The sequence below is a fragment of the Pseudoalteromonas sp. MQS005 genome (assembly GCF_001661605.1).
Taxonomy (GTDB): Bacteria; Pseudomonadota; Gammaproteobacteria; order Enterobacterales; family Alteromonadaceae; genus Pseudoalteromonas; species Pseudoalteromonas tetraodonis.
Window position 1 is genome coordinate 16,385 of sequence record NZ_LYRQ01000057.1, and the last position, 12,512, is coordinate 28,896.

Annotated in this window: 11 protein-coding genes; 8 read left to right on the forward strand and 3 right to left on the reverse strand. The window is 41.5% G+C overall.

Annotated elements, in window-relative coordinates; all coding sequences use genetic code 11:
* Nucleotides 1-4 precede the first annotated feature (4 nt).
* Entirely contained in the window at nucleotides 5-844 is an 840-nt protein-coding gene (locus tag A9479_RS16435) for a 23S rRNA (adenine(2030)-N(6))-methyltransferase RlmJ (protein WP_013466006.1), read from the forward strand.
* A gap of 69 nt (nucleotides 845-913) precedes the next feature.
* Here A9479_RS16435 and A9479_RS16440 read toward each other — a convergent pair whose 3' ends face one another.
* Entirely contained in the window at nucleotides 914-1,720 is an 807-nt protein-coding gene (locus tag A9479_RS16440) for an META domain-containing protein (RefSeq protein ID WP_064664040.1), read from the reverse strand.
* Nucleotides 1,721-1,855: 135 nt separating this feature from the next.
* Entirely contained in the window at nucleotides 1,856-2,422 is a 567-nt protein-coding gene (locus tag A9479_RS16445) for an alkylphosphonate utilization protein (protein WP_024601949.1), read from the reverse strand.
* Nucleotides 2,423-2,689: 267 nt separating this feature from the next.
* Here A9479_RS16445 and A9479_RS16450 point away from each other — a divergent pair, with 267 nt between their 5' ends.
* The 7 genes from A9479_RS16450 to A9479_RS16480 all read left to right on the forward strand — a co-directional run bounded on the left by A9479_RS16450 (nucleotide 2,690) and on the right by A9479_RS16480 (nucleotide 11,707).
* Entirely contained in the window at nucleotides 2,690-3,964 is a 1,275-nt protein-coding gene (locus A9479_RS16450) for an EAL and HDOD domain-containing protein (protein WP_064664041.1), read from the forward strand.
* Between the two features lie 53 nt (nucleotides 3,965-4,017).
* Nucleotides 4,018-4,626 carry a paraquat-inducible protein A gene (locus A9479_RS16455; protein WP_036956722.1) on the forward strand — a complete coding sequence of 203 codons (609 nt, stop codon included), beginning with the start codon at nucleotides 4,018-4,020 and terminating at the stop codon, nucleotides 4,624-4,626.
* 63 nt (nucleotides 4,627-4,689) lie between these two features.
* Nucleotides 4,690-5,064: a hypothetical protein gene (locus A9479_RS16460; RefSeq protein WP_024601952.1), complete on the forward strand. Its 375-nt coding sequence runs from the start codon at nucleotides 4,690-4,692 to the stop codon at nucleotides 5,062-5,064.
* 103 nt (nucleotides 5,065-5,167) lie between these two features.
* Nucleotides 5,168-6,493 carry a TolC family protein gene (locus A9479_RS16465; RefSeq protein WP_064664042.1) on the forward strand — a complete coding sequence of 442 codons (1,326 nt, stop codon included), beginning with the start codon at nucleotides 5,168-5,170 and terminating at the stop codon, nucleotides 6,491-6,493.
* Nucleotides 6,483-7,982: an efflux RND transporter periplasmic adaptor subunit gene (locus A9479_RS16470; protein WP_064664043.1), complete on the forward strand. Its 1,500-nt coding sequence runs from the start codon at nucleotides 6,483-6,485 to the stop codon at nucleotides 7,980-7,982. Before A9479_RS16465 ends, A9479_RS16470 begins: the two co-directional genes overlap by 11 nt.
* Before the next feature lie 8 nt (nucleotides 7,983-7,990).
* Complete coding sequence (locus tag A9479_RS16475; protein ID WP_064664044.1) at nucleotides 7,991-11,107, forward strand: efflux RND transporter permease subunit; 3,117 nt, start codon at nucleotides 7,991-7,993, stop codon at nucleotides 11,105-11,107.
* A 144-nt stretch (nucleotides 11,108-11,251) separates the two neighbouring features.
* Complete coding sequence (locus A9479_RS16480; protein ID WP_024601955.1) at nucleotides 11,252-11,707, forward strand: hypothetical protein; 456 nt, start codon at nucleotides 11,252-11,254, stop codon at nucleotides 11,705-11,707.
* A gap of 70 nt (nucleotides 11,708-11,777) precedes the next feature.
* Here A9479_RS16480 and A9479_RS16485 read toward each other — a convergent pair whose 3' ends face one another.
* On the reverse strand, nucleotides 11,778-12,284 hold the full coding sequence (locus A9479_RS16485; protein WP_013465996.1) for a glycine cleavage system protein R: 507 nt from the start codon (nucleotides 12,282-12,284) through the stop codon (nucleotides 11,778-11,780).
* Nucleotides 12,285-12,512: the final 228 nt, after the last annotated feature.

The following is a 12,512-nucleotide window of genomic DNA, read 5'->3' on the forward strand; positions in this document are numbered from 1 at the left end:
AATAATGCTTAGTTACAGACACTCCTTTCATGCGGGCAACCCTGCCGATGTACTTAAACATTTAGTGTTAGCGCAAGTACTGGGTTATCAAACAATTAAAGATAAGCCGCTTGACTATATTGATACGCATTCGGGGGCTGGTTTTTTTGAGCTTGCTGCACCTGACGCGCAAAAAACCCAAGAGTACCAAGATGGCATTGAAAAACTGTGGCAACATACTAGCCAACACAGTGCCTTAAATGACTATATTGAGCTAATAAAATCATTTAATGAGAGCGCATCGCTGGCGTTTTACCCAGGCTCACCAAAAATAGCCGAGCACTTTTTACGCCGTCAAGATAAGGGCTGGTTTTTTGAGCTGCATCCGCGAGATTTAGTCTTACTTGAAGAAAACATGCAAGGTAAGCGCTCTATTCGTGTACGCGGCGAAAATGGGTTTGCAGGCTTAATTGGTTTGTTACCGCCAGCTTCGCGCAGAGCCTGTGTGTTAATAGACCCACCTTATGAAATAAAAGACGATTACAATACGGTAGTACAAACCATTGTTAAAGCACATCAACGCTTTGCAACAGGGACTTACATGATCTGGTATCCGGTTGTGGACAGAGAACGTATTGATAATATGGAGCAGGGTTTAATTGACGCGGGCATTAAAAATATTCAATTATTTGAATTAGGTACTGAAGCAGATACAGAAGTACATGGTATGACCGCCTCTGGAATGATAGTGATAAATCCACCCTGGAAGCTGAAACAAACTATGGATGACGTGTTACCTGAACTAGTAAGCTTGTTGAGTAAGCCAAGTGGCTTTTATCGCAGCGAGCAGTTAGTTGCCGAATAAAAATAAATAAGCCCAGTTTAACTGGGCTTTATACTGATCTGCTTAGATGTGGGGTATTGTTACGCTTAATTAAAAGTAAACAGCGTTAAAGGTTGCAAGTTGCTTGCCTGCCTCATTTTGTAATACTAATTTTTCACCGTTAATTTGCCATTGCGTTGCTGCTTGCAGCACACCCGCCATGGCGCTTTCTTGTTCCATATTTTCATGACACATTTTTTGCGTGGTTGCTAACTGCGTAAAAGTAACCGTTTGCTTCGATACTTCATAACCGCCATTAAAGTTATTGCACCCTAAAAAACCGTGCACAGTGTTGTCACTATTAAATTGAATAAATGGCTCTTTAGTATTCACTTCAACGGGATTGCCATCGATTGAAACGGCTTTGAAGTAGGTATTTACTAAGTCAACGTCTGGCTTTGGCGCTACTTTTGAAACAATAATTTCTAAAGGCTCTGATGAGGCCGTATTAGCAAAAGGCGAGTTACTTGTTGTGCTGGTGTATAGTAAGTTTCCTTGATTATTAATGGTTGCGCGCACGCTGTAGCGATGGGCTGGATCAATTTTTTCAAGGTTGTATTCAAGCTCTACTTTATACGGCGGTGCGCCTACTAAATCAATTACCTGCTCAGAAATAACGGTTGCTGCCACATCCATTTTTGACACATCAACCAAGGTAACGGTTAGCTGTGAATTAGGCGCTAATAGGCTGCGATCTAGGTAGCTAACTTGCACTGGTAGAGAGGCTGTTGTTTGTTTCACAGCGCTATTTTGCTGTGCGGTGTCATCGTTACATGCGCTAAGCATAAGTGTGCCACTTGCTAAAAAACATAGGCCTGCAACCGACTTTAAGATTGAGTTTGGCTTTGGTGAGAACATAACAGTTCCTAGATATAATTACGGATATAAACAGTAGCATACGGCTTAGTTACTTAATCATCGCTTAACTTGTAAATACAGCCAATACAGAAAGTTGAGATATAAAAAAAGACGCTAGGCGCCTTGATTCGTTACTTATTTTTTAACGTATTTAGTTAAAATTACAATACGTTGTCCATCAACACGCCCTTCAATATGTTCTGGGTTGCTGGTTAAGCCAATATTGCGCACAGCAGTACCGCGCTTTGCCGTTAAGCTGCTACCTTTCACATCTAAGTCTTTTATTAAGGTGACGGTATCGCCAGCTTGTAGCACTACGCCATTACTATCAATGTGTTTAATATCATCATCTTCAGCAAGCGCTTGCTGAGCCCATGTTAATGTGTCTTCTTCAAGGTAAATCATATCAAGTGCGTCTTGTGCCCAGCCATTATCGGCTGCTAGTCGTGTCAGCATGCGATAAGCAACAACTTGTACCGCCGGTGTTTGGCTCCACATGCTGTCATTTAAACAATGCCAATGAGTAGGAGTTAAATCGCGGGTGCCTTCAATTTGATCTTTACATGTTTGACAGGTGTAAATGCATTTATCTGAATGAGCTTCGGTAACTGGAGGTACTTCGTATACAGTTAAGTTATCTGTTGCTGCGCAGAGTTCACATTGGTTGTTGCTACGCTCTATTAAGGCTTGTTCAATGCTCATATTAGGGGCTCTTGTGAGTTTATAAAAAATTTATAATCGCATTATACCTTATAACCATAACCTTTGGGTATGCTCAGAGCGGCTGATAGCAGCAAAACCTTATAAAAAATAAGGTTAATAAAGGTTTTTATTTTAAGAATATAAATTTAGGCTTAGTTGCTTGTTTTTTATTCGAATTAAAATTGCAGCAAGTCTTTAAAGTTTCACTATACTGGTTAGGTATAACAATAAAAATAACGCTCACATCACTGCAAAACAGGAAGGGTAATGCCAAATAATCCAGACGTAAAAAATTCATCTATTTTGGTCACTCAATATATTGCTAGGCAACCCATTTTTCATGCTGATAGAAGCATTTTTGCCTTTGAGTTACTTTATCGCGATTCAGTTAATAATGCCTTTCCTGCGGGAACAACCGACGGGCAGGCCACTGGGCGACTTTTTTTTAATGCGTTAATGCTGGTTGGGGTGGAAAAGCTGGCGCTTAATCAGACCGTGTTTATAAACCTATCTAGCGAAGGGCTTTTAGAGGATTTACCTACATTATTGCAGCCTGAAAATACTGTAATTGAAATTGTTGAGCGTACTGAAAATATCGAGCTTGTTACTCAACGAGTAACTGAGCTAAAAAAAGCAGGGTATGTATTTGCGTTAGATGATTATGACGCGCATGAAAAATGGCAACCTTTGCTCAGTTTGGTTGATTATATAAAGCTTGAAGTAGAAGAGCCTATAATAAAAACCACCATGCTACTTAAAAAGCTCAAACGCAATCACCCTGAGGTTAAAATAGTGGTAGAGCGAATCGAAAACTATGACGAATTTAGGCAGCTTAAAGAAGCTGGATGCGATTACTTTCAAGGATTCTTTTTTGCACGGCCAGAAATGCTCAGTTACGGTAATGTTGAGCCGTTAAAAATGGCGGTTTTTGATTTATTGCGCTGCACATCTCGTCCTGACTTGGATTTTAACGAAATTAATCAACGTATTTCTAAAGATGTGGGTTTAACCGCACGTGTTCTCAAACTAGTTAATGCCCGCTCTGCTAATAAAAATTTAGTGATTACGTCAATTCCACAAGCGGTTGTGTATTTAGGGGAAGATTCTATTAGAAAGTTTGTACGAGTACTGGCGCTGAGCGAACTTGGCTCAGACAAACCTAGTGAACTTACTCGTTTAGGTTTATGTAGAGCGCAGTTTATGCAATTGATTTTAGAGCCCGGCGGAAAGATTATTGCAGAGCAAGGCTATTTAGTCGGCTTGATGTCGGTGCTTGATGCTATTTTAGATATAAAACTGGAAGCTATTGCCAAAGAGTTTAGTTTAGGGGCTGAGTTATCTGGTGCACTTTTAAGTTTTGATGGCATGATGGGGAACTCATTACATTTAATAAAAGCAGTAGAAGAAGATAACTGGCAATTGGCTAAAAAGTTGCTAGAGACTATTCGCCCTGCATCAGATATAGAGCTGGTGTATACAGCCATGTTAGATGCGCGCCAATATGCGGATGAGTTATTAGCCACCATTATTGAACAAGACTAACGCAAAACGTTTGGGAATGATTAGCACATATTGATTTTACTTAGTATTACACCATGCGTTTACTTTTACCTATCACGACTATTTTAATTGCCTTAGCTTTATTGATCCCCGGGGTGACACAGCCGGTGTTGAGTATGGAAGGCAAAATTGATAAATCTAAACTTGCTCAAGCCGGTATTGAAATGCTGGCAGATGAAGGAAATCAAAACACCCGTAATATGCTAATGATGATCTCGAGTATGTTGGGATTAGACAAACTTGAAGGCGAGATCAGCGCTTATCAAAAAACGCGCAGTATTTGGGGCACCGTTAACGAACTGGCCGATAACAAAAACTACTTAGTGGCGATATTAGTGGCGTTTTTTTCAATAGTGATCCCAACAATTAAGCTGCTGCTTCAATTGTTTTATTGTGCACTGAAGGAGACTTCGTTTAAGTACAAGCTTGGTAAAGTGATAATTGGCTTAAGTAAATGGAGTATGGTGGATGTGTTTGTTATTGCATTAATCGTGGCTTACATGGCTGGTAATGCAAACGCGAACTCAGAAGACTTACTTAATATGCATGCTGAGTTTGGTACTGGTTTTTGGTATTTTACCGGCTATTGCCTGTTCGCCATTGCGGCTAGTAGCTTGATAAAGCCAATGGTAAAAACCAGTTAATGATTGAGTTTTAAAGCCAGTTACCATAAACTTTTAGCGTCTATTTACTTTTAGGTTATTTCATTGCAACGTATTTACTGTATTTTACTCACGCTAACTTTGTTACTCACTTTTGTGGGTCAAGCCGTTGCGTCTGTATCTATGGTATGTGATATGCCGCATATGAACATGGCAACCCATGCATCGATGCAGCATAGTGAAATGGCAATGAGTGACGACGCTGATACAACAACCATGTCTATGGATTGCTGTAGTGAGCAAAGCACGTTAACCCAAGATTGCAGTTGCCCGATGAGTGCTTGTAATTCGCATTCGGCCTTGCATGTAAACTCGCTATTTATAGCCTCTAAATTATCCTCTGAAAAAGTGCACCTTGCTGTCATGCAGCGCCAACCTAATTTTGCACGATCTCTCTATCGTCCTCCTATGCCTGCATAACCGCAGGATAGGTGTATTCAAAATCTAGCCATTTAGCTTTTTGTCATCTATCTGCTTAAAAATTTAATCGTTTTTTATTTTTTAAATTTAAGTGGAGCAAGTGATGAATCACTTCGCAGTATTAAAAGCCGTTTGTGTGAGCAGCTTATTGAGCATTAGTGTCTCTGTACACAGTGCTGAACTGAGTTTAAATGAGGCAATTAACTATGCCTTAAACCATGAGCCTTGGCTTAAAGCCAGCAAGCAAAAACAAGCATCAATTGAAGCAAAAAGTATTGCCGCAGGTACCTTACCTGATCCGGTACTCACGCTAGGGTTAATGAACTTACCCACTAATGGTTTTGCTTTTGATCAAGAAAATATGACCCAATTTAAAGTAGGAATTAGCCAATCGTTAAGCCGAGGCGATAGTTTAGCATTGCAGCAAAAAGCACTGTCTCAGTCGGCTGCGGCAGAGCCTTGGCTTTGTAAAGATAGACTCGCGCAGGTAAAAACCACAGTGACCGAGTCATGGCTCAATGCGTTCAGAGCGCAGCGAACTATTGCACTTATTGAGCAGGACAAAGCCTTGTTTACTCAGCTAATCGATATTACCGAATCAAGTTATGTAAGCTCGGTGGGTAAAACACGCCAACAAGATATTATTCGTGCGCAATTAGAGCTAACCCGCCTTGAAGATAAACTAATGCAACTTGATCAACAGCTTCAAGGTGCTAAAAAGCGGTTAACACAATGGTTGCCCATCGACATGCTAAGCCAGCCTGTTGGTGAGGACTTTTCACAGGTTTCAGCGTTAAAAAACTACACGGAGTTAGAGTTTCAGCAATTAATGGCATTGCTATTAAAGCACCCCGCTATTATGGCGATTGATAATGCAATAGAGGCAAAGCAAACTCAAATCAGTGTGGCTGAGCAAGGCTATAAACCGCAAATTGGTGTGAATATGGGATATGGTTATCGTGATGATATGCCAATGGGGGGCTCGCGAGCCGACCTTTTCTCTGTGGGAGTGAGTATCGATTTACCGCTATTTACCGATAATCGCCAAGATCAACTTGTTAATGCCGCGATTGCTGATAGCGAAGAGGCAAAAACACAAAAATTAATTGCCCTTAAAAAGCTACAAGGAATGTACTTTAAGGAAGTCAGCCAACTAACACGATTAAGTCAGCGAGCAGCGCTCTATAAAACTAAATTATTGCCGCAAATGGCCGAGCAATCCCAAGCGACCCTGAATGCTTATACCCGCGATGATGGTAATTTTTCGGATGTGATGCAAGCGCGGATCAGCGAATTAAATGCCAAAATAGACGCACTTAATATTCACGTTGATCAAAAAATTATTATTGCACGGTTAAATTATTACGCCAGTGCTGATGACGCCAGCTTAAAGAACTTAACACAGCAGGAGCTAACCTATGAATACTAATTTAAAATTGTCATTGGTGGCTATATGCAGTGCAGCGCTGACGGCCGGGGTGTTATTGAGCTTGCCAGCTGAGCACACTATGCCAAGCAATGACAAAACCAGTAGTAAAAAAGAGCCGCTTTATTGGGTGGCACCAATGGACAGTAATTATCGTCGTGATGAACCAGGTTTATCACCTATGGGTATGGATTTAGTGCCTGTTTATGAAGAGTCAGACAGTGATGCAAATGAAGGCCCCGGCAGTGTTAAAATTTCACCTACCGTGATCAATAACTTAGGTGTACGCACGGCACCGGTGGAGTTTGCAGCGCTGGAAAATGAAGTCAACACGGTAGGCTATGTACAGTATAACCAAGACCAGCTCATTCATATTCATCCGCGGGTAGAGGGCTGGGTAGAGACATTATATGTGAAGGCAGCAGGCGATCAGGTTAAACAAGATGAGCCACTTTATACCTTGTATTCACCGCAATTAGTCAATGCCCAAGAAGAGTTTGTTTTAGCGTTAAAGCGCAATAATCCGGTGTTAATTCGGGCGGCTAAAGCACGTTTAAAATCGCTTAATGTGTCTGAGGGTTTTATTTCACGCTTACAAAAAAGTCAGCAAGTGCTACAAAACATTACTTTTTATTCTCGCCAAGGTGGCGTTGTTGATGAGCTTAATATTCGTGAAGGGTTTTACGTTAAACCAGATACATCAATGATGAGTATTGCTCAGCTTGACGAAGTGTGGGTTGAGGCTGAGGTATTTGAACGCCAAGCTGAGCTGATCCGTGTTGGCTTACCGGTAACCATGACACTCGATTATTTAAGTGGTCAACGTTGGCAAGGGCAAGTGGATTATATTTACCCTACTTTAGATGCTAAAAATCGTACTTTACGAGTGCGTTTGCGCTTTAATAACGAAGGTCATCAGTTAAAACCAAATATGTTTGCGCAAGTGAGTATTCATAGCCAAAAAGCTGAAAAGCAGTTAATTGTGCCTAAAGAGGCGGTTATTCGCACTGGTAGCCAAAACCGCATTGTAATTGCGCTTGGGGAGGGGCGTTTTAAATCGGTTGAAGTAACCTTAGGGCGAAGCGATGCGACTCATACTGAGATTTTATCGGGTGTTTTGGCTGAAGATGAAGTGGTTACTTCTGCGCAGTTTTTAATTGATTCAGAGTCGAGTAAAAGCTCTGACTTTAAGCGTATGCAAGCCCCTTCGCACAGCACCATGGCAATGAGTGATAGTGACCCAAGCATGGCTACTGTGAATGGGGTTATCAACAGCATTGACCCTAGCACGCGGGTTATGAATATTAGCCGTGAGGCGATTGAAAAGTGGGGGCGCGGACCTGCAACTATGGACTTTGTGTTAGCAAAAAATGTAACCATTGAGGCGTTTAAGCTAAATGATGAAGTTACATTTACCTTTAGTATTGAGCAAGGTGTGTTTGTGATCCATACAATGACTTCTGTGCATGCTATGCACAGTCAGCACGAGTAGGAGTGGTTATGATTACTGCAATTATTCGCTGGTCTGTTGTTAATCGTTTTTTTGTACTGTTACTGACCGCTATATTGATTGGTGGCGGCTTGTATGCTGTAAAAAACACCCCAGTAGATGCCTTACCCGATTTATCTGATGTACAGGTTATTGTTAAAACATCTTACCCTGGGCAAGCGCCGCAAGTAGTGCAAGATCAGGTCACATTTCCTATAACCACGGCGATGTTATCGGTACCAGGGGCGCAAACAGTACGCGGTTTTTCGTTTTTTGGTGACTCCTACGTGTACGTTATTTTTGACGAAGACACCGATTTATACTGGGCGCGAAGTCGTGTTCAAGAATATTTAAGTCAAGTATCTGCGCGTTTACCCAATACGGCAATTGCAGAGCTTGGCCCCGATGCCACAGGAGTTGGTTGGGTGTATTTATATGCACTCACTGATACCACAGGTAAGCATGACATAAGCCAGCTACGCAGTTTACAAGATTGGTTTTTAAAGTTTGAACTGCAAACTGTGCCCGGTGTATCCGAAGTAGCATCGGTAGGTGGCATGGTGAAACAATACCAAGTTAACGTACAGCCCGATAAGTTACGTGCCTATGGTATTCCGCTAAGCCTTATTCAAACTGCCATTAAGCAAGGCAACCAAGAAATGGGGGCATCAGTTGTTGAAATGGCAGAAGCCGAATACATGGTTACCAGCACTGGCTATGTAAAAAGTGTGGCTGATTTAGAAGCGATTCCTTTAGGTATAAACGCTAACGGTACTGCACTACAGTTACGTGATGTTGCTAATGTGCGTTTAGGTCCTCAAATGCGCCGTGGTGTTGCCGAGCTTAACGGCGAAGGCGAAGTGGCTGGTGGCGTAGTAGTGATGCGCTTTGGTGAAAACGCGCAAAAAACTATAGAGCTCGTCAAAGCTAAATTGGAGTCACTTAAAAAAGGCCTGCCTGAGGGGGTTGAAATTGTACCTGTGTACGATCGCTCTCACTTAATAAAAGACGCAGTTGATAACCTCACCTCTAAATTGATGGAAGAGCTGATTGTAGTGGCTTTAGTGTGTGTGGTGTTTTTATTCCATGTACGCTCATCGCTGGTGGCTATTATTACCTTGCCCTTAGGCATACTCACCGCCTTTATTATTATGTATTGGCAAGGGATTAATGCCAACATTATGTCGTTAGGGGGCATTGCTATAGCGATAGGTGCCATGACCGATGGTGCGATTGTGATGATTGAAAACATGCATAAACACATGGAGAAAAAACCGCTGACCGATGAAAATCGTTGGCAAGTGGTGATTGATTCTGCCAGTGAAGTAGGGCCTGCATTATTTTTTAGCTTATTAATCATTACAGTTAGCTTTATGCCGGTGTTTATTTTAGAAGCTCAAGAAGGGCGAATGTTTGCGCCATTAGCTTACACAAAAACCTATGCAATGGCGGCATCTGCCGGCTTAGCAATTACCTTAGTACCCGTACTGATGGGGTACTTTATTCGCGGTAAGGTGATATCTGAAAATAAAAATCCGGTAAACCGTTTATTGGTAAATAGTTATAAGCCACTGTTAAACACAGTCTTAAAATTCCCCAAAAGCACCTTGTTAGTGGCACTGATTATTACTTTAGTGGGCTTTTATCCGGTTAATAAAATAGGCAGTGAGTTTATTCCACCTCTTGATGAGGGGGATTTAATGTATATGCCAACCACTTACCCTGGGATTTCTATTGGTAAAGCGCGCGAGCTATTACAGCAAACCGATAAGCTGATTGCCACTGTGCCCGAGGTAAAAACCGTATTTGGTAAAATTGGACGAGCGGAAACGGCAACCGATCCGGCACCACTCACCATGATTGAAACTTTTATACAGTTTAAGCCTAAAGAACAGTGGCGCGAGGGCATGTCCACCGAAAAGCTCAAACAAGAGCTGGATGCTTTAGTAAAGTTCCCAGGACTCACAAACGCTTGGGTAATGCCTATCAAAACGCGAATAGATATGCTGGCTACAGGGATTAAAACCCCTGTGGGTATAAAAGTCGCGGGGCCGAATTTGAGTGAAATTCAAAAAATAGGTCAACAAATAGAAGTACTGCTTAAAGATCTTCCAGGTACCGCATCGGTTTACTCAGAGCGAGTGGCAGGTGGGCGTTATATCAAGGTCGATATTAACCGCGAAAAAGCAGCGCGTTATAGTTTAAATATTGCAGATGTGCAGCAAGTGGTCGCAAACGCTATTGGCGGGATGAACGTGACTGAAACGGTTGAGGGTCAAGAGCGATACCCGGTTAATATTCGTTATCCGCAAGCGTATCGTGATTCACCAGAGGAGTTAATGCTGCTGCCTATTGTGACCCCAGCTGGGCAACGCATTGCACTTGCCGACGTGGCTGATGTATACATTAGCGATGGCCCTCCTGGCATAAAAAGTGAAAATGCCCGTTTAAATGGTTGGAGCTTTATTGATATTAAAGATACTGACATTGGCAGCTACGTAGAAAGTGCTCAGCAGTTACTAAACGAGCAGCTAATTTTACCCGCAGGGTATTCTATAACTTGGGCAGGGCAATACGAATATATGGAGCGTGCCAAAGCCAAACTGAGTTATGTGTTGCCGCTTACCTTAGCCATTATTGTGGTACTGCTTTACCTGAATTTTAGAAGCTTCACTGAAGTCTTTATTATTATGGCGACATTACCACTGGCGATGATAGGGGGTATTTGGCTCATGTACTTAGAAGGCTTTAATTTCTCTGTTGCTGTGGGGGTCGGCTTTATTGCCCTTGCTGGGGTGGCCGTAGAAATAGGCGTTATTATGTTGGTGTATTTAAATCAAGCGTATAAAGCGCAGGTACAGGCCGCCTCTCAATTAGGAAAAAGCATGAGTATTGAGCAGCTTAAGCATGCCATATTAGAAGGCGCCGGTTTGCGCGTTCGCCCTGTAATGATGACGGTAGCAACCATAGTGATTGGTCTGTTACCGGTGTTATATGGCACAGGCACGGGCAGTGAAGTAATGAGTCGAATAGCCGCCCCCATGGTTGGCGGTATGTTTAGCGCCATTGTTTTAACATTGCTGGTATTGCCTGCTGTGTATTTATTATGGCGAAAGCGAAACCTATAATTTTTACACTGGTTGTGTAACTTGTACTGTAAAAAATCAGTGCAAGTTACCCAGCTTTACTTTACCTGCTGATTTTATTGTGTTTTTTATTGGCATGATTCACGCATCTATTTAATCATTAGGGTTAAATAGTAAGGAACGCACATGCAAGTTAAAACAATCCAAGAAGTGTTCGATTGGACCGTTCAATTTCACACACAAATGGCCGCTAATTTTTTTAGTGTAAAGGACCTACTCGGGGAGCATAACAAACAGCTAATTGATTATTGTGTTGAGTATGAAAAAAAGCTCGCTGAGGATTTAATTGGCTTTAAAGCCATCACGCAAATAAACACATTAGATACGTATTGTTATGAATATTTTTCAGAGCACTCAGAAATTATTAACTTTACTGATTTAGATCGCAGTAACCAGTTAGATGAGCAAGTAATTCAAGAATATTTATCAAAGCAGCATCAAAAAGTATTGAACGCATATAGTTATTTGGCTGATAAAGCACAATCACCTGAGGCTCAAGAAAAACTAAGTGAGCTGTTGCAACTTGAAGAGCAAGGATTAAAGCAAATGATACAAAGCATTAATCGTCATGCAGATATGTAGCAACAAGTGTTACGCATAAAAAAGGCGCTGTAATAAGCGCCTTTTTCGTGTGTAAAATAATAGAGCACATTTAACTTTGCTCTACATCAACCACTAAGTCACTCGTAATCGACTCAAGAGCGTTAATTACTTCGTCTTTGTTAAGCCCATTAGGCAGGCTAACGGTGGCAACGGCACTAAAAATTGGCACCCCCCAGTTTGGCGCACTTTGCTGCCTTGAGTTTAAGTTCGTAATATTAGCGCCTTTATGACGAATAACACTTGCCAACTCCTGGACAATACCGGGACGATCGTTCCCGGTGATCACAAAATTAAGCTGCTCGAGTTCAACAGGCTCAATTTCGGTGTTGCCTTTTTCAATACGGACATCTAATTTAGGAAGCCCATTAAGCGCATCTTGAAATGCCTGTAAATGCTCTTCAGCCACCTCAACTTGTATAATGCCAGCAAAGTGGCCAAGCAAATGACTTAAATTACTGCTTAACCAATTACCGTGGTTTTCCAATATAACCGATGAAATACTTTCTACTAAACCGGGGCGATCTTCCCCTAAAATGGTTATTACCAACTGCTTCATAATAGTTCTCTTTTTAAGCCCAAATGAAAAAATAAATGCATAGGCATTAAGTGATGCGATCTAATGTATGTGATTCTTAATGTATGTAAAAGCTAACCACAAAAGGATTGTTATATCTTAATAGGTTACTTTACTATTGTTATATTAGATGCCCATTGAGTATTGTCTTGGATAAATAGTTTGTCCAATTAATAATTGATTTAGTTTATTAATAACACATAAATAAAT